At 69.4% G+C, this 21,076-nt stretch carries 22 protein-coding genes; 13 read left to right on the top strand and 9 right to left on the bottom strand.

The genetic code is table 11. From position 1 onward, the window contains the following. Window positions 1–55: 55 nt before the first annotated feature. From ACOZ35_RS03615 to ACOZ35_RS03605, 3 genes are all read left to right on the top strand, one after another. Complete coding sequence (locus tag ACOZ35_RS03615) at window positions 56–289, top strand: hypothetical protein (protein WP_424015107.1); 234 nt, start codon at window positions 56–58, stop codon at window positions 287–289. Window positions 290–371: 82 nt separating this feature from the next. Continuing rightward, on the top strand, window positions 372–905 hold the full coding sequence (locus ACOZ35_RS03610) for a DUF5815 family protein (protein WP_424015106.1): 534 nt from the start codon (window positions 372–374) through the stop codon (window positions 903–905). 140 nt (window positions 906–1,045) lie between these two features. Further along, window positions 1,046–1,270: a hypothetical protein gene (locus ACOZ35_RS03605; RefSeq protein WP_424015105.1), complete on the top strand. Its 225-nt coding sequence runs from the start codon at window positions 1,046–1,048 to the stop codon at window positions 1,268–1,270. Window positions 1,271–1,347: 77 nt separating this feature from the next. Here the strand turns inward: ACOZ35_RS03605 and ACOZ35_RS03600 are convergent, their stop codons facing one another. Continuing rightward, on the bottom strand, window positions 1,348–2,367 hold the full coding sequence (locus ACOZ35_RS03600) for a hypothetical protein (RefSeq protein ID WP_424015104.1): 1,020 nt from the start codon (window positions 2,365–2,367) through the stop codon (window positions 1,348–1,350). Between the two features lie 200 nt (window positions 2,368–2,567). Here ACOZ35_RS03600 and carB point away from each other — a divergent pair, with 200 nt between their 5' ends. Together carB and ACOZ35_RS03590 are read left to right on the top strand one after the other, a co-directional pair. Continuing rightward, a complete protein-coding gene (carB, locus tag ACOZ35_RS03595) occupies window positions 2,568–5,798 on the top strand; it encodes a carbamoyl-phosphate synthase large subunit (protein WP_424015103.1) in 3,231 nt (1,076 codons plus the stop codon). A 155-nt stretch (window positions 5,799–5,953) separates the two neighbouring features. Next, window positions 5,954–7,102 (top strand): signal peptidase I, encoded by a 1,149-nt coding sequence (locus ACOZ35_RS03590; RefSeq protein WP_424015102.1) that lies wholly within the window; start codon window positions 5,954–5,956, stop codon window positions 7,100–7,102. Between the two features lie 9 nt (window positions 7,103–7,111). Here the strand turns inward: ACOZ35_RS03590 and ACOZ35_RS03585 are convergent, their stop codons facing one another. The 3 genes from ACOZ35_RS03585 to ACOZ35_RS03575 form a co-directional block, all read right to left on the bottom strand. Further along, entirely contained in the window at window positions 7,112–7,879 is a 768-nt protein-coding gene (locus ACOZ35_RS03585) for a hypothetical protein (RefSeq protein ID WP_424015101.1), read from the bottom strand. Between the two features lie 196 nt (window positions 7,880–8,075). Beyond that, the gene (locus tag ACOZ35_RS03580) at window positions 8,076–8,648 is read right to left on the bottom strand and encodes a DUF7344 domain-containing protein (protein ID WP_424015100.1); all 573 of its coding nucleotides are present in this window, start codon (window positions 8,646–8,648) and stop codon (window positions 8,076–8,078) included. A gap of 164 nt (window positions 8,649–8,812) precedes the next feature. Then, window positions 8,813–9,499 (bottom strand): hypothetical protein, encoded by a 687-nt coding sequence (locus tag ACOZ35_RS03575; RefSeq protein ID WP_424015099.1) that lies wholly within the window; start codon window positions 9,497–9,499, stop codon window positions 8,813–8,815. Between the two features lie 302 nt (window positions 9,500–9,801). On the opposite strand from ACOZ35_RS03575, the gene ACOZ35_RS03570 reads away from it, so the two are divergent. Continuing rightward, the gene (locus ACOZ35_RS03570; RefSeq protein ID WP_424015098.1) at window positions 9,802–10,995 is read left to right on the top strand and encodes a hypothetical protein; all 1,194 of its coding nucleotides are present in this window, start codon (window positions 9,802–9,804) and stop codon (window positions 10,993–10,995) included. A gap of 34 nt (window positions 10,996–11,029) precedes the next feature. Here ACOZ35_RS03570 and ACOZ35_RS03565 read toward each other — a convergent pair whose 3' ends face one another. Then, window positions 11,030–11,644 carry a nitrous oxide reductase accessory protein NosL gene (locus ACOZ35_RS03565; RefSeq protein ID WP_424015097.1) on the bottom strand — a complete coding sequence of 205 codons (615 nt, stop codon included), beginning with the start codon at window positions 11,642–11,644 and terminating at the stop codon, window positions 11,030–11,032. 105 nt (window positions 11,645–11,749) lie between these two features. Here ACOZ35_RS03565 and ACOZ35_RS03560 point away from each other — a divergent pair, with 105 nt between their 5' ends. Genes ACOZ35_RS03560 through ACOZ35_RS03550 form a run of 3 tightly spaced genes read left to right on the top strand, consistent with a single transcriptional unit; the run spans window position 11,750 to window position 15,437 of the window. After that, complete coding sequence (locus tag ACOZ35_RS03560; protein ID WP_424015096.1) at window positions 11,750–13,783, top strand: NosD domain-containing protein; 2,034 nt, start codon at window positions 11,750–11,752, stop codon at window positions 13,781–13,783. After that, window positions 13,780–14,577: an ABC transporter ATP-binding protein gene (locus tag ACOZ35_RS03555; protein ID WP_424015095.1), complete on the top strand. Its 798-nt coding sequence runs from the start codon at window positions 13,780–13,782 to the stop codon at window positions 14,575–14,577. Before ACOZ35_RS03560 ends, ACOZ35_RS03555 begins: the two co-directional genes overlap by 4 nt. Further along, window positions 14,574–15,437 carry a copper ABC transporter permease gene (locus ACOZ35_RS03550; protein ID WP_424015094.1) on the top strand — a complete coding sequence of 288 codons (864 nt, stop codon included), beginning with the start codon at window positions 14,574–14,576 and terminating at the stop codon, window positions 15,435–15,437. Before ACOZ35_RS03555 ends, ACOZ35_RS03550 begins: the two co-directional genes overlap by 4 nt. Before the next feature lie 49 nt (window positions 15,438–15,486). Here the strand turns inward: ACOZ35_RS03550 and ACOZ35_RS03545 are convergent, their stop codons facing one another. Further along, a complete protein-coding gene (locus tag ACOZ35_RS03545; protein ID WP_424015093.1) occupies window positions 15,487–15,840 on the bottom strand; it encodes a DUF7471 family protein in 354 nt (117 codons plus the stop codon). Window positions 15,841–15,950: 110 nt separating this feature from the next. Between ACOZ35_RS03545 and ACOZ35_RS03540 the strand changes: the two genes are divergently transcribed. The 4 genes from ACOZ35_RS03540 (at window position 15,951) to ACOZ35_RS03525 (ending at window position 18,992) form a co-directional block, all read left to right on the top strand. After that, window positions 15,951–16,463 carry a winged helix-turn-helix transcriptional regulator gene (locus ACOZ35_RS03540; RefSeq protein ID WP_424015092.1) on the top strand — a complete coding sequence of 171 codons (513 nt, stop codon included), beginning with the start codon at window positions 15,951–15,953 and terminating at the stop codon, window positions 16,461–16,463. 127 nt (window positions 16,464–16,590) lie between these two features. Continuing rightward, entirely contained in the window at window positions 16,591–17,445 is an 855-nt protein-coding gene (locus ACOZ35_RS03535; protein ID WP_424015091.1) for a sulfite exporter TauE/SafE family protein, read from the top strand. A gap of 125 nt (window positions 17,446–17,570) precedes the next feature. Next, complete coding sequence (locus ACOZ35_RS03530) at window positions 17,571–18,260, top strand: SCO family protein (RefSeq protein WP_424015090.1); 690 nt, start codon at window positions 17,571–17,573, stop codon at window positions 18,258–18,260. A gap of 81 nt (window positions 18,261–18,341) precedes the next feature. Next, window positions 18,342–18,992, top strand: a complete 651-nt coding sequence (locus tag ACOZ35_RS03525; protein WP_424015089.1) for a DJ-1/PfpI family protein — start codon at window positions 18,342–18,344, stop codon at window positions 18,990–18,992. 12 nt (window positions 18,993–19,004) lie between these two features. Here ACOZ35_RS03525 and ACOZ35_RS03520 read toward each other — a convergent pair whose 3' ends face one another. The 3 genes from ACOZ35_RS03520 to trmB form a co-directional block, all read right to left on the bottom strand. Beyond that, window positions 19,005–19,481, bottom strand: coding sequence for a universal stress protein (locus ACOZ35_RS03520; protein WP_424015088.1), 477 nt, complete (start codon window positions 19,479–19,481; stop codon window positions 19,005–19,007). 99 nt (window positions 19,482–19,580) lie between these two features. Then, complete coding sequence (locus tag ACOZ35_RS03515) at window positions 19,581–19,934, bottom strand: hypothetical protein (RefSeq protein WP_424015087.1); 354 nt, start codon at window positions 19,932–19,934, stop codon at window positions 19,581–19,583. Window positions 19,935–19,991: 57 nt separating this feature from the next. Continuing rightward, window positions 19,992–21,044: an HTH-type sugar sensing transcriptional regulator TrmB gene (gene trmB / locus ACOZ35_RS03510; protein ID WP_424015086.1), complete on the bottom strand. Its 1,053-nt coding sequence runs from the start codon at window positions 21,042–21,044 to the stop codon at window positions 19,992–19,994. Window positions 21,045–21,076 lie beyond the last annotated feature (32 nt).

Genomic DNA, 21,076 nt, shown 5'->3' with positions numbered 1-21,076 from the left:
ACCGGCGACCGCTCCTGCGGGGACGTTTTTGAGTATCGCACGCGTAGCCTGAGCCATGTCAGACGACGTGACCGTCGACGTGGAGGTCGAAGTGGAGGTCGACCGCGACGAGCTGGAGATCGAACGCGACGACGCCGAGTCGATCGAGGCGACCTACGAGGCGAACGGGATCGAGATCGAAATCGAGGCGGAGGTAGAAACGCACGGCGGGAGCGACGACGAGCACGACGACGGCGAGAGCGCGGCCAAAGCCGAGGACGACGAAAGCGGCTACGAGGACTTCGAGTAGCGAGCGTCGAGGTCGCCGTCGCTCCCGTCGGCGCACCGACCCGTTCCGCTCCTTTTAACCTCGACAGCGACCAAGCGGAGCTATGTCTCAGCCCCGTGTCCCCGGCGGCGACGAGAACGCGCTGGAGCTACCCTGCGGGGAGACGATCGGCGTCGGCGAACTGGACCTCGGGATGCGCGAGTACGAGTGCGCCTGCGGCGAGACCCACGGGGTCGTGATGGACGTCCATCCCCCCGAACGGTTCCTCCCGGACTTCCTCGTCGAGGTCCTCCGCGAGGCGATCGACACGACCAGCGAGGAGATGCCGGAGTTCGACACGCCGCACCTGCTCGGCGTCGTCTTAGAGGAGTTCCCGGAGGCGGTCGTCTCGCACGACGCCAGCGAGAACGCCGACGTGGGGTACGCGATGGTGTGGGTGACGGAGTTCGACTCCCGCCGCCTCCACGAGGTCGTTGTCGAGCTCGTCGTCGAGCTGATGGAACACGCCGTGAGCCACGCCGACGACGACGAGGCGCTGTCGGCGTTCGAGCAGGAGATGGTCGAGTTCGACGTGAGCGAGTTCGTCGAGCAGTACCGCGCGGAGCGCGACCTCGAAGCCGAGGATCCGTACGCCTGAATGAAACCCCGACTCCGTTCTGTCGCGGCTCGGTAAACGGCTCAAACGGCCAAAAACGACCGGTAGAGCCCCCGCGTCAGACAATCGTCCGACTCCTGTCTCACTGAACCATATATGTTCGGAGACCCTACGTAAGACGTATGAGCGCCGGTGAATACGACCGGTATGACCGGATCCGCGGCGTGCTCGCCGAGGCCGACGAGCCGCTGACGGCGCGGGAGATCCTCGCCCTCGTCGAGGAGTGCGACGACTGCGAGGAGATCGACAGCCCGCACCGAGTCGCCACCGTGCTGGGGCGCCGGGCCGAGCGCGGCGAGGTCGAGGTCATCGCGGGCCAGCCGTACCGGTACCGGCTCGAAACCTGAGGGCGGTCGGGACCCGCTCCGGCTCCGTCCGCGTCGAGGGGGCGGTGTGCGGCCGGCCGGCGGGAGCCGCGTGCGTACTACGGCGTGACGATTAGATCGAACCGATAGATCCCGTCTCGATACTCGACGACGACGTTCCGGAAGTCGACGCGGTCGTCGTAGGCGTCGATCGGTTCTAGGTCCTCGGCGACGCCGAGCGCGACGAGGGCCTCGTCGAGGTTCTCCGACGGCGGCGCGCCCTCCTCGTAGCGGCGCGGGTCCTCGGCGATCGCGTCGTCTAACACGCCGCGAGCGCCCTCCGAAAGCCCGGCTGAGGCGAGGTCGCGTTCGACGATCGCGTCCCGCGCGTACTCGTTGAATCCGCCCGGCGAGGCGGCGATCTCGTCGATCGCGTACGTCCACTCCGGAACGGCGACGGTTCGGCGCTCCGTGACGACTCGGAAGTACTCGTCTTCGTACTCGACGAACTCGAACGGCGGCGACGGGACGAGGGCGCTGGCCTCGGCGTCGAGCCCGTGGTGGAACTCGACCGTCTGGAGCTCGTCGAACTGGGGGTCGCCGAGGAAGCCGTCGTGGCCGGCGTACACGGCGTCCAGCGCCGCGTCGAGCACGCGTTCGTCCTGGACGGAGAGGTCGAACGGCGGCTCCGCGACTGTCGCGTCGTCGGGCGGGCTCTCGTCGGTTCGGTCGAGGGCGAAGTGCCACCGCTCCCGCTCGAGGTTCCGCTCTTCCGAGATTCGAACCTCGAAGAAGGTCCCGTCGCGTTCGAGGAACGTCGGCCGCGGTCGCGTCTCGGTTCCCCACCGGTCGCGCCCGACGAGGGGCCACTGTCTGACGGTCACTTCCCCGGTCTCGAACAGCTCCGTGAGGGAGGCTTCTTTCGCCTCGGTCGTGAAGTCGACGCGGGTCGTGGCGTCGATTTCGGTCGGGTCGGGCCACAGGTACGGGCGGCCAATCGACGAGAGATCCAGTTCGTCGCCGATGAGGGCGTACGAATCGAGGCTACCGGGGCTGAGGCAGCCGGCCGTCGCGGCGGTCGCGCCGGCGGCACCGGCGGCGCCGAGCAGTTGGAGGGCGCGGCGGCGGGAACAGGGCATATCAGTCCCGAATTTGCTGACATCTCGGTAAATTCCTTGTGGTGGGCCTCTCAGCTCACCGATACGGAGAGGCAACGGGAGAATCATGTGGTGTCGTACCGACTACCGTGACACGCGATCACTTGCGAAAATCGCAAACTCGCTGCGAGATTCGTACTCTACCGCCGGCCTTATTACGATGAGCGTATTCCGTCCGCGTAATGAGCGAGGACCGGACGATTCTACTTATCGGCAGCGGACCGATTCAGATCGGACAGGCGGCCGAGTTCGACTACTCCGGCGCACAGGCGTGTCGCGCCCTCCAAGAGGAGGGCGCCCGCGTCGTCTTAGTGAACTCGAACCCCGCGACGATCATGACCGACCCCGAGACGGCCGACCGGGTGTACATCGAGCCGATCACGCCCGAGGCCATCGCGGAGGTCATCCGCATCGAGGAGCCCGACGGCGTCATCGCGGGGCTCGGCGGCCAGACCGGGCTCAACGTCACCGCCGAGCTCGCCGAGGAGGGCATCTTGGAGGAACACGACGTCGAGGTGATGGGGACGCCGCTCGACACCATCTACGCGACGGAGGACCGCGACCTGTTCCGCCAGCGGATGGAGGGGCTGGGGCAGCCGGTCCCCAAGTCGACCACGATCTCCTTAGACGACGACGAGTCGGTCACCGAGTTCGACGAGGAGTACTTCCGCGAGCGCGTCCAGGACGCGGTCGACGCGGTCGGCGGCCTCCCCGTCATCGCGCGGACGACGTACACCCTCGGCGGCTCCGGGTCGGGCGTCGTCGACGACTTCGAGGAGCTGGTCGAGCGCGTCCGCAAGGGGCTCCGCCTCTCGCGCAACAGCGAGGTGCTGATCACGGAGTCCATCTCGGGCTGGGTCGAGCTGGAGTACGAGGTGATGCGGGACGCCGACGACTCCTGTATCATCATCTGTAACATGGAGAACATCGACCCGATGGGGATCCACACCGGCGAGTCGACGGTCGTCACCCCCTCGCAGGTCATCCCCGACGACGGCCACCAAGAGATGCGCGACGCGGCGCTCGAAGTCATCCGCGACCTCGGTATTCAGGGCGGCTGTAACATCCAGTTCGCGTGGCACGACGACGGCACCCCGGGCGGCGAGTACCGCGTTGTCGAGGTGAACCCCCGCGTCTCCCGTTCCTCCGCGCTCGCGTCGAAGGCGACCGGCTACCCGATCGCCCGCGTCACCGCGAAGGTCGCGCTCGGCAAGCGCCTCCACGAGATCGAAAACGAGATCACGGGCGAGACGACCGCCGCCTTCGAGCCCGCCATCGACTACGTGGTGACGAAGGTGCCGCGCTGGCCGATCGACAAGTTCGACGACGTTGACTTCGAGCTCGGCACGGCGATGAAGTCTACCGGCGAGGCGATGTCCATCGGCCGGACGTTCGAGGAGAGCATGGTGAAGGCGTTACGCTCCTCCGAGTACGACCCCGCCGTCGACTTCGACGAGGTTGACGACGACGAGCTGGAGTCGGAGTACCTCGAACGGCCGAGCCCGGACCGCCCGTACGCGATGTTCGAGGCGTTCGACCGCGGCTACGATGTCGACGACGTGATCGACCTCACCGGCATCCACCGCTGGTACGTCGAGCGCTTCGAGAAGATCGCTGACGGCACCGCCGCGGCCGCCGAGGGCGACTTCACCGAGGCGGCGATGGTCGGCCGCACCGACGCCGAGATCGCGGCGACCGCGACCGCGGGCGGCGTCGACGCCGACGTGGGGCAGGTCGAGAGCGCGGTGCCCGACCGCACCTACAAGCAGGTCGACACCTGCGCTGGCGAGTTCGAGGCCTCGACGCCGTACTACTACTCCGCGCGCCTGCCGGAGTTCCTCCAAGGCGCCGACACCGCCGGCGCAGCCAACGAGGTCCGCGTCGACCCCGACGTCGAGAGCGTCGTGGTCGTCGGCGGCGGCCCGATCCGCATCGGGCAGGGCGTCGAGTTCGACTACTGCGCGGTCCACGCGGTGCGCGCGCTCCGCGAGCTCGGCATCGACGCACACGTTATCAACAACAACCCCGAGACGGTGTCGACGGACTACGACACCTCGGACGGGCTCTTCTTCGAGCCCATCTCCGCCGAGGAGGTGGCCGACGTGATCGAGACGACCGGCGCCGACGGCGTGATGGTCCAGTTCGGCGGGCAGACATCCGTCAACGTGGGCGAATCGCTCGAGGCGGAGCTGGAACGCCGCGGGCTCGACTGCGAGATACTGGGGACGAGCGTCGAGGCGATGGACCTCGCGGAGGACCGCGACCGGTTTAACATCCTGATGGACGAGATGGGCATCGCCCAGCCCGAGGGCGGTACCGCGACGAGCGAGGCCGAGGCACTGGAGCTCGCACACGAGATCGGGTACCCCGTCCTCGTGCGCCCCTCCTACGTGCTGGGCGGCCGCGCGATGCGCGTCGTCGAGGACGACGCGGAGCTTGAGGAGTACATCGAGGAGGCGGTTCGCGTCTCGCCCGACAAGCCAATCTTAGTCGACCAGTTCCTCGACGACGCGGTCGAACTGGACGTCGACGCGGTCGCGGACGGCGAGGACGTGCTGCTCGGCGGCGTGATGGAACACGTCGAGAGCGCGGGCGTCCACTCCGGCGACTCGGCGTGTATGATCCCGCCGCGCTCACTCGGCGACGAGACGCTCGGCCGGGTCCGCGAGGTCACCGAGGACATCGCCCGCGCGCTCGACACGGTCGGCCTGCTCAACGTCCAGCTCGCGGTGACGGGCGTGAACGACCCCGACGCCGAAAGCGAGGTGTACGTGTTGGAGGCGAACCCGCGCTCCTCGCGCACCGTCCCGTTCGTCTCGAAGGCGACGGGCGTCCCCATCGCCAAGCTCGCCGCGAAGGTGATGACCGACGACCTGACGCTTGCCGACCTCGACGTCGACGAGCAGATCCCCGAACACCGCTCTGTGAAGGAGGTCGTCCTCCCGTTCGACCGCCTGCCGGGCTCGGACCCGCGGCTCGGCCCGGAGATGAAGTCCACGGGCGAGGTGATGGGCACCGCGACCTCCTTCGGCAAGGCGTACGACAAGGCGCAGGACTCGACCGGGAAGCCGATCCCGGAGTCCGGCACCGCCGTCGTCGACCTCTCGGCCGAGGAGTTCCCGGACCCGGGCACCGAGGCGGGCGAGGCGCTCGTCGCGGGGTACGCGGAGCACTTCGAGCTGAGCGACGCGACGGACCTCATCGAGGCGGCGAAGCGCGGCGAGCTCGACCTCATCGTCTCGCGCCAGCGCGACCTGCTGGAGGTCGCCGTCGAAGAGGAGATCACCTACTTCTCGACGCACGCCTCCGCGAAGGCCGCCCTGGAGGCGCTCGACCACGCGGGCGACGACCTCGACGTGATGGCGGTCTCGGACCGCCCGAAGCGCGTCGAGCAGTGGGGGTCGACGGAGTAGCGGGCAGACTTCACGCGGCCGGAGTGCGCGCTCGTGGGCAGGAGTACTTCCGTGACATTCGGAGCAAACGCGCCCGGCTGCGCTGACGGCCGCGCTCCAACGGGCCCGCGCTCCGTATTCGACATTTTAACTTCCGACACCTCGTCGGTATGGGCATGCCACGGCAGACGGCAGGAGACGCGATTGCCGTCGTGTCCGTATTAATGGTTGTCGTGATCGTTGCCGGCCAACTCGCCGGGCAGCCGGTCCTTCTCGGGTACGTTACCTCCGGAAGCATGGCGCCGACGCTTGAGGCCGGCGACGGGTTCGTCGCCGTGCCGGCAGCGGTGTCGGGACCCGTCGAGGAGGGGGATGTCGTCGTCTTCGAAGCGATCGAACTCGACGGGGGCGAGACGACGACCCACCGCGTCGTCGGATCGACGCCGGACGGCTATCTCACGAAGGGAGACAACAACCCCTTCCGGGACCAAGACGGCGACGAACCCCCGGTGACCGAGGACCGGATCGTCGCGACGGCGCTCCAAGTGAACGGTGAGGTCGTCCGAATTCCGGGGCTGGGTGCCGCGATCACCGGCGTCCGAGACGCGGCCGGGGGCGTCGCGGTCGGGGCGGCCGGGGCGGTCGGTCTCGACTGGTCGCCGGACCAGCGCGGGCTCAGCGGGCTCTTCATCGCCGTCGGTCTGGCGCTGCTGCTGTTCATCTTCGCCGACGACCTCCGGAACGCCGGTCGACGGGCTCGGAGCCGAGACCGGTCTCGGGGAGACGACGGGCTCGACGCTCGCTGGGTCGCGCTCCTCCTGGCGCTGTTGATACTCGTACCGGCCAACGCCGCGATGATCGCGCCCAGCGGCACGCATCACGTGAGTGTCGGCGGCGGCGACCTGCCGGCTGGGACGCTCCCGGGCGACCAAGTGGAGAACGAGTTCACCGCGGAGAACAACGGGCTCATCACGATGCTCGTCGTGCTCGAAACGAGCCATCCCGAGAGCTCGTTCGACCGGACTCAGTTGGCCGTTCCGCGGGGAGAGTCGGTGACTGCGACGCTGTCGACGACCGCCCCGGAGGCCGGAGAGCGCGCGACGGTCACGGTCTCGGAACACCGGTACTTCCTCGTGGTTCCGCCGTCCCTCATCATGCGGCTCCACGCGGTCCACCCTCTCGTCGCTATTGGGGCGTTCAACGTCTTGGTGCTCGGGAGCATTGCGACGCTGGTCGGCGCGCTCGTCGGGTCCGGATCGAAGCGGATCCGAGAGCGGCGCCACGGTGCGTCCCTGAGCGTCCAGCTGCGGCGGCTGTTCAGGTAACCGAACGAGTCAGGACGACGAACTGACGGGCCGCAGTTCGAAGTAGTCGACCATCGCCGTGACCTCGTTGCCGTTGCTCGTCGTCGCGAAGATGAGGTACAGATCCGTTCTGTTCGAGCGGATGCGCCCGCTCTCGTCCGAGTCGAAGGCGAACCTGTTCGTATTCTTCTTCAGTTTGTCTTTGGGACCGTTTCCAGTGCTGGTCAGTCTCGTTCCCGCTCCGTCGACGAGGTAGACGATCCAGTCCCCGGAGGGCTGATCTCCGGACACTTCCACCCTGAGCTCGTACGCGTCGCTTTTCGGCGCGGTCGGAAAGACGAACCCGATCTTTGCCCCCTTTATCTCCGTCCCGTTGTCTCTGGATTCGGAAGAGAACGTCGCGTAGTGGCCGTCGTAACTGTTCACGTTGCCAGGAGTTGTCACCGACCCTTTCGCAGCCTCACGCGGCGGGATGTCCGTGTTCGTCGTGTCCTCAGTGTTATCTCTGTAGTTGGCGCTGTTACCGTAATCGAACCCGCAGTCGACGGTCACCGGCTCGTCGGTGGTTCGGTCCGCACTGATCGTGTAATCCGCGTTCGACGCTGTGAACGCAAGCTCTATGGTGTACTCGCCGCGGAGTCCGGCCGTCTCGTCGGAGCAGTACAGATCTATCTCGAAGGGGGCCGACCCGTCGCTGACGGTCGCGTCGATCGCTCCGATATCGTCCTCGTCGATCCGCGCACTGACGGAGATCTCGTCCGAGCCGAAGGTGCCGACGTTGTCTCGGATCTCGTACACCGTCGCAGCCCCGTCGCCGACCGTGCCCGCGTCCTTCGACCGATCGACGAATTGTAAGATCGCGTCATCGCCCTCGGCGGCGTTGACCGCCACGTCGCGATACGAAGTGATCTGCGTCGACCCCCCGGTACCGAACAGCAGGAGTCCACCGCCGCTGGCGAGAGAACCCACTGCGGCCCGTCGCGTCCACTTCTTGTTATCGCCCATCTCTGAGTTCCGGCGGCTTTCCGTCCCTGCCGAGGTTCATCTCCCGGTTCTGGTAGGCGTGATACGCCGCGGAGGCAGTGAACAACACGGCGATGATCGCCGCCCATGCGAGTCCCGGGATCGACTCCGGAAAGACGCCGGCCCAGACGGCGGCGACGAGGCCGAGCGACACCGCACCTAAGCCGAGATAGTACTCGGCCCACGGGATCGAGTCGCCGGGGACGACGTCGACGTACACGTCGAGGTCGCGCGCCTCCTCGGTCAGCTCGATCGTGCCGGTGTCATGCGTGATGATCCCCGCGCGCTCCAGTTTCGGGATGTGGTTCTGCTGGATCGAACTGTACGCGAGGTGTCGCTCGCCGGACGTGACTTCGGAGACGGGCTTGTTGTTCTCCCACGCCGCGACCTGTTCAGCGAGCGTCGAGAGTTCGGCGGTCCCATCCTCGTTCTTGATCGCGTGGAGAGAGTAGCGTCTTCGTGGATTGCTTAATATTTCATAAATTTTGTTTCGCGAAAGAGAGGGTTGCTGGTGTTCTTCGGCACTAACATGATCGGTACTCATGGACACTCCGTAGCCGCTGGCAGCTGACTGGTAATTCGGCAGGTCATGCTATTCAGTTATTATTTTATAAGCAGTTTGAATATAAAAAAGAAACGCTCCAGATCAGAATATTTTATGTGGATACCAGCGGCGGCGGCACCTACCACTTGTTCTCAGAACAAATGTTAATTCTCTGTTATTTCTATTGTGAGGTCTTCTGTTTCAGTCGCCGTCTCACCAGTGTCGACCGTCGCGTCAAGCAGCGTCGTTCCGCCGTTGGCAGTCCCGGTAGCCGTCGGCGTCGCTCCGGTATCTTCCACGTCTTCGCCGCCGATCTTCGTGATGAGCCTCGCGTTGGTCGCGTTTTTAGAGGAGAACGCGACATCGAAGTCCCCGTCGCTCACAAGCGCGAACAGGTCGTTCTGTGTGAGTATCGCGTTGCTGGGCAGTTTGTTTCCGTCCGGCCCGAAAACGATCGTCACGTCGTTCGCGACGAGGCTCACGTAGTTTTCGTCAACGCTTCCGTACGTGTCCAAACCGACGGGGAACAGCTCCTCGCCGTCGTAGAAGGTGTCGTCACCGTCTTTCACGGCGATGTTGTTCGAGGAGGTGTCGACGAGAACATCGGCGAAATTACCAGTGATGTTGTCGGCGATTTCGTTCTCCCGTTCCTCGATGGCGTCGGGTAGGTCATCGGCTTCCTCGTCACCGTTCGGATTCAGCCTGTTGATCCCGTTGTCGCCGCCCAGCACGTTCACTTCCACTTCGCGCTGCGCTTCGACCGTGGTGAACGCCCCCGACCCGAACGCCGCACCGGTTCCGACGCCGACCATCCCGATCGCACCCAGCACGCTTCTGCGGTTCAGCTTCATTGTAGACTATCATAAGAGAGGTACCCACTTACTATTACGTCGCGTTAGCGGAGTTCAGGTACCCCCTGAAGCGTCTCAGTCCCCGTAACGACCGCCGTTAGCGCGCGCAAGGCGACGCTGAAACGGCTAACGCAGTTCACTACTAAACCTATCCCAATAGTACGCACCCACGTGAGCGAACGGGCCGCACCGTCCGGAGAGATGACCGGAGCTGTCACACCGGTGACCGGCGGAGCGCGGACCCCGCGCCAGAGTCGGAGCATGCGAACGTTGAACACCCCGCCGCGGAAGTCGCAGTCGCCATGGTGCGTACCGCGAGCGGCGCTGCTATCGACCGGGCGAGCCACGACATGAACCGGTCGCTCGTCCTCCTCGCCGTGGTCGTCGTCCTGCTCGGTGGCGGCGCGGCGACCGCCGGCTCGTTCACCGGCGGCGAGGAGGTGGCGACCGACTCGGGTGTCTACCTCGTCGCCGCCGACAGCGAGAACGGCGAGACGTACGTGGAGTACGACGAGGAACAGGAGCTCCGACTCCGATTCGATTCGGTCCCGCCGGACGCGCGGACGACCGTCGACGACCTGTTCGTCGTCGGCTTCGCGGGCTACGAGGACGACGAGAACGCCACGACGGTGGAGCTCGACACCGAAACGGACCGGGTGACGCTCTACCGGATGGACACCGGCGAGACGGTGACGGGCGGAGCGATCACGCTCCGACCCGAGTCGTCCGTCACGCTGGGCGCGACCGTGGAACCGGCGACGGAGGGTTACACGGACAGCGTCCGGTTCAGCGTCCGAGTTCCCGACGCCCAGTCGGACCCGGGGACCCCTCCGGGAGATGGCGGCGGAGACGACGGTGCGGGTGGCGGTGGAGGTGGTTCCGGCGGCGGTGACGGCAGCGGTAGCGATGGCGACACAGGCACTGGTGGCGACGAAGGCGACGGCGCGGGCGGCGGGAGTGCCGGCGACGGCAGCGACGGCGGAACTGGCGGCGCCGACGGCGAGACAGACGAGTCCGGAGCGGGGGACGACACCGGGGACGTCAACGACGGTGAAACCCGCGGGACCGGCGACCAGTCTGGTGGCGACGGGGACGGCGCCGACGGAGAATCCGGGTCGATAGACGGTAGCGACGACCAAGACGGCGACGCGGGCGACCCGACCGCCGAGCCCGCCGGCGTCGGGTTTGACACGCTCTCCCTCGGCTGGTCGCTGTTCGCGGGCTTCCTGGCGGGGATCACGAACTACCTCGTCCAGACCCGCATCAGGGACGTACTACCGGCGCTGAAGACCGAACGCTCCGTTCGCAGGGAGCGGGTCCGAACGATCCTCGCCCGCGAGGCGGTGATTACGGTCGTCGTGATAGCGCTTACCGTCGTGGTGGCGGGCGTGCTCTCGAGCGCGGGCGTCACCGGCACGGCACAGCTCGTCGCCACGCTGGCGTTCTCGGCCGTCGTCGGCGGCGTCTCCGGCGTTCGCGGGTTCCCAAGAATCTGATCTCGCGCCCGGTCGGCCGAAGCGAGTGGCGCGGCTACAGCGCTTCCAGCGTCGACCGCTCCACCTCGGTCGCGGGCATCGCCTCGCCGCCGTACTCCGCGATGAACTCGTCCACGTCGTCCCCGTCGGTGAACGGGATCAGGTCCGGCCCCATCGCCCCGATGATCTCGCTGCGCGCGACGACGGTGAGTTCCGGCTCGCGGGCGAACGCCTCGCTTTCGACGTGCGAGGAGAACATCGTGTCGCCGCCCTCCTCGAACACCTCCTGGTCGACCGCGGAGTAGTCGGTGAGGAACGTCGCGACCGGAGTCCGCCCCGCGTCCTCCGCGTCGAAGCGGTACGTGTACGTACAGGTGCCACTACAGAACTGCGCCGGGCGGCCGCCCTCCGGCTCGTCGTCCTCGAAGTGGACCTGTCCGACCGTTCCGGGGTGGTCGGCGACGATCATCCCGCACTGGTCGCAGGCCTGATCGTCGTCGATCGAGACGGGTGAGACCGACGCCGACTCCTCGCCGGAACAGCCGGCGACGGCCGCGACGCCGGCGGCGGCGAGTCCCGCGAGCAGTCGGCGGCGGGGGAGCGTCGAACGGCTTTCGGAGCGGCTCGTCGGCGGGTCGGTGCTGGGTGTCGACCGGTCGGAGTGCGCCATACACGGATATTACTAAACGGACCTCTTAGCCCCTCGGGACGCGTTCAACGGCGCGTTCGAGGAACGAACCAGACGCCCTAAGTCGCCGCCGTGCGAAGCGGTCGCGTGGCAGTTTTCGACCCCGATACCGCCCGGTCGCGTCGCACCCGGCTCGCGGCCGCCGGCCTGGTCGCGCTCGCCGCGGTCGCGACCGCCGGCGCGTTCGCCGCCGACCCGAGCGAGTCGGTCCCCGAGCCGGTGCGGTTCGACGACGCGGTCGAGCTCGGGCTCTCCTCGGAGACGGACGCGCTGATGGCCGGGGACGCGACCCTCCCGCGTGTCCAGGTGTTCTACTCACAGCTCCAGTACGTCGTCGGCTACAACGGAATCGCCCCGTTCGTCGAGTCGCGATCCGACGGGCGGACGGAGCGTCAGTTCGGCTACCCGCTCGTCGCGTACGTCGAGACGTTCGACCACAGGGACCCCGGAACGACCGAGTCCGGGCTGTTCTCGGCGGCCGGCGCGGGCGGGTGGACGCCGGTCGGTGAGGCCCGGTACGTCGTCGGAAGCGACGCTCAGGGCCCCTCCGGCGAAGTCGTCGTCCCCTTCCGAGATCGCGAGGCTGCGGCGGCGTTCGCCGACGACCACGGCGGGTCGGTCGTGGGCTGGGAGGCGGTTCGGACGCGGTCGTTCGACGTCGACTCCGCGGCGACCGTGCGCTCGCTCGCCCCGGAGCGCTGGCGGACGGCGACCGAGCGGTTCGCGGCGGCGGAGCGGCGCGCGGACCGTCCCGTCTCCGTCGTCGTCGGCGAGGACGCCCCCACCATCGACGACGCCGTCGCGGCCGCGCCGCCGAACACGACGGTCCGCGTCCCGCCCGGGACCTACGAGGAGACCGTGACGGTGAACCGGTCCGTGACGATCGCCGGGGCGGGCGCCGGCAGCGAGCGGGGCGACGCCGGCACGACCCAGGTCGTCGGGAACGGGACAGGGTCGGTGCTCACCGTCCGCGCGCCCGACGTGGCGCTCACGGGGATGCGTATCGCGGGCACCGGGAACCGCACCCGCGACCCTGACGCGGCCCGCGAGTCGCGGGACCCCGAGGGCGAGGCGTGGGACACGAACATCCAGCTCGGCTACGGCCACGGCGACGCCGGGGTCAAGGCGGTCGGCGCGCCGGGGCTCGTCGTCGACGACGTCGCCGTCGACACGGACGCGAGCGGTCTGTTGCTGCGCGATGGGTCGCACGCGACCGTCTCCGACCTCCGCGTCGACGGGACCGACGAGTGGCAGGACGGGTTCATGGGCATCACCGGGATGGAGTCGCGCGTGACCGTCACGGACAGCCGGTTCGAGGGCGGCCGCGACGGGATCTACCTCCACCGCGCGGACGGCTCTGTCGTCCGGAACTCGACGTTCGCCGACAACCGGTACGGGACGCACCTCATGTACACCGGCGACGCGCTGATCGCGGACAACGCCTTCCGGAACGAGCTGTTCGCCGGCGTCACGGTGATGACGCGGCCGGCCGGTAACGCGATCGTCGGCAACGACGTCCGCGGATCCAGCGCGGGCATCCAGGCGTCTGGCACGCGGACGTACATCGGCTACAACACGCTGGTCGGGAACGAGCTCGGCTTCTCCACGAGCGCCCGCGGGTCGCTGTACGAGCACAACGTCGTCGTCGACAACGAACTCGGCGCGCGCGCGACGACCGTGGTCCCGTCGAGCCGCGTCGTCGCGAACGACTTCGTCGGGAACGGCGATCACGCCGCCGCTGGCGCCGGCGCGCTGCGCGTGTGGGCCGACGGCGACCGGGGGAACTACTGGGAGGGAGCGAACGTCGGCCCGCACGACCCCGGAAGCCGTGGGTACCGTCCGACCTCGCCGGTCGACGCCGCGCTCCACCGCGAGGTGAGCGCGGTCACGGTGCGGGAGTCGCCCGCTGCGCGGCTCCTCGATCGGCTCCGCGGGACCGTCCCCGGTGCCCGGTCCGGGAGCATCGTCGACCCGGCGCCCGCGACCGAGCCCTACCACCCGGACCGAGTCGGCGCGGTCACCGGAGCGGGCGACGGCGCAGACGGACCGGTTCGGGCGGACTGGCGGTCCGCGAGCGAGCGGGACGGAAACGCCACGGCGACCGCGGAGGGGTCGGCGTGAGCGATCGCCCGCTTGCGGCGGTCGACGGAGTCGCCCGCTCCTACGGCGGCGTCCGGGTCCTCGACGACGTCTCGCTGTCGGTCGGGACGGGCGTCACCGCCGTCGTCGGTCCCAACGGCTCCGGCAAGTCGACGCTCCTCGGCGTGCTCGCAGGCGCGGTCGAACCCACAGCGGGGTCGGTCCGGTACCGACGCGGCTCCCCCCGAGAGGGGACGGAGAAGCACCTCGGCTACCTCCCGCAGCGCGTGCCGTTCCGCGACGGCTTCACCGCCCGCGAGACGCTCGGGTTCTACGCGGCGCTCGCTGGCGGCGATCCGGACGAGGCGCTGGCGGCGGTAGGGCTCTCCGACGCGGCCGACAAGCGGGTGGCGGACCTCTCCGGCGGGATGCGACGGCTGCTCGGGATCGCGCAGGCGACGCTCGGTGACCCGGCCGTCGTCGTCCTCGACGAGCCGACCAGCGGGCTCGACCCCGAGATGCGCGAGCGGGCCTTCCGCGCGGCGGCCCGCGCGGGCGACGACGCGGCGGTCGTCGTCAGCTCGCACGACCTCGACCTCGTCGACGCGCACGCGGACGCCGTCGTCGTCCTCCGCCGCGGCCGGGTCGCCGCGTCGGGGCCCCGCGAGCGGCTCCTCGCCGAACACGGCGCCGCCGACGTTCGGGAGCTGTACCGCACCGTCGCGAGCGGGTCGGCCGACCGACCGACGACTCCCGACGGCGAGGAGACCGGGAACGACGCCGACGGTGAGGCGACGGAGGAGTCGGTCCACGTCACGGGGGTGTCCGACCGATGAGGACCCCGTTCGACGGGGCCTGGGTCGTCTTCCGTCGCGAGCTGGCGACGGTGCGACGGACGCCCGGCTACGCGGTCCTCGCGGCCGGACTGCTCGTCGTGCTCGGCGGGCTCGTCGCGGTCGGCGGCGGCGGCGCGACCGGGTTCGTACCCGCCGTCGTCGACCTACTCCTACCGACCGAGGTGCTGGTCCCGCTGCTCGCGGTGGTGCTCGGCTACCGCGCGCTGTTCGCCGACGCCGCGAGCGGCGAGCTCGCCGTGATCCGGACCTACCCCGTGAGCGCGGTCGCGTACGTCCTCGGCGTGCTGCTGGCGCGCACGGTCGCGCTCGTCGCGCTCGTCGGCGGGCCGTTCGCGCTCGTCGGCGCGTACGTCTGGCTCACCGCCGCCCCGGATACCGGGATCTTCGCGACGCACGCCGGCGTCGACTCCCCGGTGCTCTTCGTGCGCTTTCTCGCGCTCGTCGTCCCGTTCGGCGCGGCGTACCTCTCTCTGTCGGCGGCGGTGTCAACGATCGCGACGAGCCGCCGGAGCGCGGTCGCGCTCGGCGTGCTCGCGCTGCTCGCCGGGGTCCTCGGCGGCGACCTCGCGGTGCTCCGGTCGCTGTCCGCGGGGGCGTCGCCGAGCGGCGTCGCCGAGTCGATCGCATTCACCCCCAACGGGGCGTTCCGGGGGCTCGTCTTCGAACACGTGATCGGGGTCGCCTTCGCGCCGGAGGGCGGCTTCGTGGACACCGGTCGCGCGGTGGCCTCGCTCATCGGCTGGAGCGTCTTCGGGGCCGCCGCGGCGGTCGCGGCGGTCGCCTTCGGTTCGCGCGTCGACGTCGCGGTCGAGCGCCTCCGCGGGCGGCTCGGCCGATAGGCGCACCGCGGCGACGGCGGCGCTCGGTCGGTCCGAGGCGACGCCCAACTCAGTCCGAGGCCGCGTCGTCGCCGACGGCCCCGGGCGCGTGGGCGTACACGGCGTAGAGGACAAGCGCGGCGATCAGGAAGTCCAGACTGTGCGCGATGAGGTGGTGGGCCGGCATCGGCACGACGCCGAGGACCGTGCCGGCGCCCACGACCGACCGGGCGAGGAGCGCGCCGACGGCGAGGGCGATCAGTCGGTACTGTGCCCGCCGACGGCGACGGTACGCGGCGAGGCTGACGGCGAAGAGGAGAGTCGTTCCGAGCCCGGCGACGATCACGACCGCCAAGATGGGGAGCGACCCCTCTACCGACCACCCGGCGAGCGCCGGTACCGACACCGAGAGCGACTGCGCCACAGCGACCCTTGGGACGCGACCGATAAGAAGCCGTTCCCCGCGACGTTCCCAGACAGGGAGACCGCGCGGGCGGCTTTTATTCCGCGCGAGGGTAGGACGGACAGCCACGAATGTCGGACACCAGATCCCGGATCCGACGCCACGTCCATGACACCCCCGGCGTCCACTTCAACCGGATCGGCCGCGACCTCGACATCGCGACCGGGCAGGCGCAGTACCACCTCCGTCGGCTCGTCCGCGACGGCGAGCTGGCGGTCGAGCGGATCGGCGGGCGCGCGCACTACTTCGATCCGACCGTCGACGCGTGGGACCGACGGACGCTCGCGTTCCTCAGGCGCGAGACGGCACGCGAGATCGTCGTCCGCCTCCACGCGGACGGCCCGACCCGGCCGGCGGCGCTCGCGGACGACCTCGACCTCGCGAAGAGCACGGTGTCGTGGCACGTCTCGACGCTCGCTGACCACGGGATCGTCGAGAAGTCGCCCGACAGACCGATGACGGTCGCGCTGGCCCGTCCGGAGCGGACGGCCGCGCTCCTCGACGAGGTGTCGCCGTCGCTGCCCGACCGGCTCGTCGACCGCTTCGTCCGCACGGTCGACTCCCTGTTCGACGCCGAGGGCTGACGGCGTCGACGCCGCTCGGAAGGCGGGCCGTCGTGGCTCCTTCACGGGTTGGCCACGCACAGAGCCGGTCTCGTCCGTTCGCCATTCGCACCAGATCGGTTAGCGCCCTCCGGGCCGTTTCGCCGATATGGACGTTGCCAGCGCCGAGACGCTCGGTTCACTCCTCACCGCCGCCGATCCGGCGACCTGCGAGCCGAGCGGCTCCCTCTACGCGACCGACTCGCTGGGCCTCGGGGTCTTCCTTCTCGTCGGCCTGCTCGGCGGCGCCCACTGTCTCGGCATGTGCGGGCCGCTCGTCACCACCTACGCCGACAGGATGCGCGCCGCGGAGAGGGGCGGACGCAGCGGGCGCGACGACCTCACCGTGCGGCAGGTCCGCCAGCACGCGCTGTTCAACCTCGGTCGGACGGCGAGCTACGCGGTTCTCGGCGGCCTCTTCGGCCTCGCGGGGAGCGTCGCGTTCGTCACGGGACGGACGGTTACGACGCTCGCCGACGACGTCCACGCCCTCACCGGCATCGCTGTCGGCGGGATGATTGTCGCCGTCGGCGTTCGCTACGCGCTCCGACTCGAGTTCGAGTCCGTCCCCATACCGGGGTTCGACCGGGCGGCGTCGGCGGTGAGCGACCGGATCGTCGCCCGCGTCGACGCGTGGGTCGGCGACTGGCGCGTCATCGGGCTGGGGGCGGCCCACGGGTTCCTCCCGTGTCCGCTCCTGTATCCCGCGTTCCTGTACGCGTTTGTTCAGGGAAGCGCGCTCGGCGGCGCCGTCGCGCTGGGCGTCCTCGGCCTCGGGACGGTGCCGGCGATGCTACTGTTCGGCACGGCCTTCCAGTCGATGCGCCTCGAAACGCGGCTCCGGTTCCACCGCGTCCTCGGGGTCGCGTTCGTCGCGCTCGGGTACGTCCCGCTCCAGCACGGGCTCGCGACCCTCGGCGTCCCGCTACCGCACCCGCCGATCCCGTACTACGCTCCCTTTTAAACTGCGACCCGCCGAGCCGGGTCGCCGGACCGAGTCGCCGCCCGGTCGCCCCCCGCGAGACGGCGTCGCACGCGTTCGTCGCTCGCACCAGACGCGTTATGCGCCGCTCGCTCCATCGGTCGAACATGAAGCGCCGAACGCTGCTCGCCGGCGTCGGAACAGCCGCCGCCGGCTCAGTCGCGGGCTGTACCTCTCGCCTGTTCGGCGGGAGTCCGGACGGCGTCGCGCTCGACCCGCAGGAGGACCAGATCGCGGACAGCGAGGACCTCGCGTACCCCGCGTACGGGCAGCCGCTCCCGTCGTTCGAGCTGCCGGCCCCGCTCGCGGACGAGACGTTCGACAGCGACGAACTCGACCGGACTGCCCTCGTGACCGGCGTGTTCACCTTCTGTCCAGCGGAGTGCTCGATCCTGCTGCGGCAGTGGGTGACGGTCCAGCGCCGCGTCGCTGACGCGGGACTGACCGACGACGTGTACTTCCTCCCGATCACGTTCGACCCGGAACGCGACGACGCGGCCGCGCTGCGCGACAACGCCGAGTCGATCGGCGCCGACCTCGACGCCGGTAACTGGGTCTACCTCCGTCCCGAGACGCCCGAGCGCGCAAAGGCCGTGGTCGAAGACAAGCTGGGGATCGGGTTCGAGCGGACGACCGACAGCGACCGGCTCCCGGGGTACGACTTCACGCACCTCGTGGTGACCCTGCTCGTCAACCCCGACGGCGTGGTCGAGCGGGCCTACCGCGGCGAGCGGCTCGACCCGGAGCGCGTCGCGAGCGACATCGAGCGGGTCGTGGCCGCCTTCGCCGACGAGTGACGGAGAGCGGCGTCGACCGGGCGCCGCCACGCCGTCGGCGGGAGGGGAACGCACAAGCCGTCCGCCGCCCTGCGGACCGGTATGAACGTCGATATTCTGCTGTACGACGGGTTCGACGAGCTTGACGGGATCGGCCCGTACGAGGTGTTCGACTACGCGCTCGGCTACGCCGCCGAGGAGGCAGCTGACGCCGACGCCGGCAGCGACGGACGATCCGGCCGCGTCCGATACGTCACGCTCGATGAGCACGATCAGGTGACCGCGAGCCACGGGACCCGCGTGGGCGTGGACGGGACGCTTCCCGACCCGGACGCCGACGACACGCCCGACCTGCTGGTCGTCCCCGGGGGCGGGTGGAGCGCGCGCGACGAGGAGGCGAGCGCGTGGGCCGAGGCGAAGAAGGGCGACGTGCCGCGCGCGCTCGCGGCGCACCACGAGGCCGGCACGCGGATCGCCTCGGTGTGCACCGGCTCGATGCTGCTCGCGGAGGCGGGGGTCACCGACGGCCGCCGCGCCGTCACGCACGCCGCGGCGATCGAGGAGCTCCGCGAGTCGGGCGCGGAGGTCGTCGACGCGCGCGTCGTCGACGACGGCGACCTCCTCTCCGCGGGCGGGGTCACCTCCGGCATCGACCTCGCGTTATACATCGTCGAACACGAGTTCGGCGAGGCGGTCGCCGACCGGGTGGCGACCGTCATCGAGTACGAGCGGAGATACGAGGTCGCTGCGTAATCCGAGCCGCGCTCAGTCGTTGCCGTCGTTCGGGAGAGGCACGTCGCCCTTGTCGCCGGCGTCCGCCTCGTCGCCCGTGGTCTCGCCGTCGGCGTCGACGGTGATCACGGTGCAGTCGAGCTCGCCGCGGAGGAACGAGTCGATGTCGGGGTCGGAGAGCAGCTTCTGGACCATCCGCCGCCACCGGCCGGCCTGCTTCGAGCCGATGACGACGACGTCGGCGCCCTCGGCGACGATCTCTTCGAGGATCGTCTCCTCGACGAGGAAGCCGCGGCGGACGACGTAGCGAGCGCGGTCGACCCGGCCGATCCGCTCTTCGACCGCGCGCTTGAGGTCGCTGCGCGAGACGCCCCCCGAGCGCTGGTATAAGTCGACGTGGAGTATCGTGAGGTCGGCGCCGCGCTCCTCGGCGATTCGAGCCGCTTCGCGGAGCGTCGCCGCCGAGTGCGACGAGGGAGGGAATCGGACCGGAACCACGACGAGCGTCATGTCAGACCGATGGGACCCCCGGCGTCAATACGCTGTCGGTGTGGCGGGCTCTCGCGAGCGCGACGCAAACGGTCGACAATCCGGAGACGGAGTCCGATCCTACGACCCGTCTCCCCCGTCTTCGGGCGAGACGACCTCGTCGTCGCCCCTCGGGGCTTCGATCCGAACGGGGTGGCGCGTGTGTCGCGCGTGGGTTCGCGCCCAGCGCCGCGCGGGCCGCTCCGCGAGGAACCGCTCGCCGTCGGGACAGCGGTCGCACCGAGCGACCCACGGGGTCACCCCGTCCGGGTAGTGGCCGGTGTGGCGCTCGTGGTCGAGCGCGAACTGCTCGATCGCGTGGCTCCCCGGGTCGAGGTCGTCGACCTCGCGGTCGAGCTCCCACTCCCGGTCGCACCGCTCGCACGAGACGGTCGGTACCTCCCGGTCATCGGCGGAAACGGGGTCGTCGGTCACGGGCTCGCTTCGGGCCGCGCGTACTTCAACGGCGACCTTCGGGGTCCGGAACCCGCCTCAAAGCGCCGGCGGCTCGTCGCGGCCGATGACGATCTCTTGGCCCTCAACGTCCTCTAAGGCGGCGACGCGGCCGCCGATCTCGACGCGGCCGGTCTCGGTCTCGACGACGAGCGAGGCCACCTCCTCCGTGTCGACAAACGCGACGTCGACCACCTTGCCGCGGACCGTCACCTCCTCGCCGGTCTCGATGTCCCGGCCCTCGACGGTCGCGTAGAACTCCTCGTCGTCGAACTCGCGGACATCCTTCACGGCGCGGCGGATAGAGGCGTAGCGGCGCGGGAAGGGCCGTTCCTCCCCGTCGGAGGCGAGCGTCTCAGCGGTCGTCCACAGGACCGTCCCGAAGAAGCCGGAGACGAGGAAGCCGAGCGCGGAGCGGTTGAAGATGACGCCGTAGCGCTCGCGGTCGTCGCGCAGCGCGTCCTGCGTGGCGTAGACGGAGTACTCGCCGTCGCCGACCGCGAGGACCGGCGTGGTGATCCCCCGGCGGGCCCGGGCGATGGTCGCGACCTCCAGGTAGTCGAACTCCGCCGGGTCGGGCGCGTTCGACGCGGGCGTGACGAGCAGTTCGACGCTGACGCCCGCCGCGACCTTCGCGGCGAGTTCGTCGCGGAAGCGCCGGAGGAGGCCGGGCGTGAGCGAGAGCGCGAGCTCGTACTCCGCGTTCTCGATCACCTCTTCGAGGTACCGGAGGATCGTCGAGCGAGACTTCACGAGCGACACCGCCTCGGTCTCGCGCGTCGGCGCGGTGTAGCGCGCCTCCAGCTCGTCGACCATCTCCGCGAACGACGAGCGCAGGTCGCCGAAGGCGTCGTCGGGGTCGACCGCGACGATCTTCATCGGCCGCGACTCGCGGAGCTCGACGAGCCCGCGGTCGGAGAGGCTCCGGACGGTGTCGTACACCCGCGGCTGCGGGATGTCGGTCCGGTCGGCGATATCGCTCGCCGTCAGTTCCCCGTGTTCCAACACCGCGAGGTACGCGTCGATCTCGTACTCGCCGAGGTTGAACCGGTCCCCGACGCGGTCGAGGGTGTCCCGGAGATCGTCTGTCATGGTCGGACGAATGAGGGCGGGGATTATAGCTT

The sequence above is a fragment of the Halorubrum xinjiangense genome (assembly GCF_049604745.1).
GTDB classification, from domain to species: Archaea; Halobacteriota; Halobacteria; order Halobacteriales; family Haloferacaceae; genus Halorubrum; species Halorubrum xinjiangense_A.
This window is presented reverse-complemented; position numbering and strand designations above follow the sequence as displayed.

Excerpts from the sequence above, each read along its gene's own strand:
- ACOZ35_RS03590 (WP_424015102.1), top strand. The coding sequence starts at position 5,954 with ATGCCACGGCAGACGGCAGGAGACGCGATTGCCGTCGTGTCCGTATTA.
- carB (WP_424015103.1), top strand. The coding sequence starts at position 2,568 with ATGAGCGAGGACCGGACGATTCTACTTATCGGCAGCGGACCGATTCAG.
- ACOZ35_RS03575 (WP_424015099.1), bottom strand. The coding sequence starts at position 9,499 with ATGAAGCTGAACCGCAGAAGCGTGCTGGGTGCGATCGGGATGGTCGGC.
- ACOZ35_RS03565 (WP_424015097.1), bottom strand. The coding sequence starts at position 11,644 with ATGGCGCACTCCGACCGGTCGACACCCAGCACCGACCCGCCGACGAGC.
- ACOZ35_RS03525 (WP_424015089.1), top strand. The coding sequence starts at position 18,342 with ATGAACGTCGATATTCTGCTGTACGACGGGTTCGACGAGCTTGACGGG.
- ACOZ35_RS03600 (WP_424015104.1), bottom strand. The coding sequence starts at position 2,367 with ATGCCCTGTTCCCGCCGCCGCGCCCTCCAACTGCTCGGCGCCGCCGGT.
- ACOZ35_RS03540 (WP_424015092.1), top strand. The coding sequence starts at position 15,951 with ATGTCGGACACCAGATCCCGGATCCGACGCCACGTCCATGACACCCCC.
- ACOZ35_RS03570 (WP_424015098.1), top strand. The coding sequence starts at position 9,802 with ATGGTGCGTACCGCGAGCGGCGCTGCTATCGACCGGGCGAGCCACGAC.
- ACOZ35_RS03580 (WP_424015100.1), bottom strand. The coding sequence starts at position 8,648 with ATGAGTACCGATCATGTTAGTGCCGAAGAACACCAGCAACCCTCTCTT.
- trmB (WP_424015086.1), bottom strand. The coding sequence starts at position 21,044 with ATGACAGACGATCTCCGGGACACCCTCGACCGCGTCGGGGACCGGTTC.
- ACOZ35_RS03535 (WP_424015091.1), top strand. The coding sequence starts at position 16,591 with ATGGACGTTGCCAGCGCCGAGACGCTCGGTTCACTCCTCACCGCCGCC.
- ACOZ35_RS03550 (WP_424015094.1), top strand. The coding sequence starts at position 14,574 with ATGAGGACCCCGTTCGACGGGGCCTGGGTCGTCTTCCGTCGCGAGCTG.
- ACOZ35_RS03605 (WP_424015105.1), top strand. The coding sequence starts at position 1,046 with ATGAGCGCCGGTGAATACGACCGGTATGACCGGATCCGCGGCGTGCTC.
- ACOZ35_RS03520 (WP_424015088.1), bottom strand. The coding sequence starts at position 19,481 with ATGACGCTCGTCGTGGTTCCGGTCCGATTCCCTCCCTCGTCGCACTCG.
- ACOZ35_RS03610 (WP_424015106.1), top strand. The coding sequence starts at position 372 with ATGTCTCAGCCCCGTGTCCCCGGCGGCGACGAGAACGCGCTGGAGCTA.
- ACOZ35_RS03615 (WP_424015107.1), top strand. The coding sequence starts at position 56 with ATGTCAGACGACGTGACCGTCGACGTGGAGGTCGAAGTGGAGGTCGAC.
- ACOZ35_RS03530 (WP_424015090.1), top strand. The coding sequence starts at position 17,571 with ATGAAGCGCCGAACGCTGCTCGCCGGCGTCGGAACAGCCGCCGCCGGC.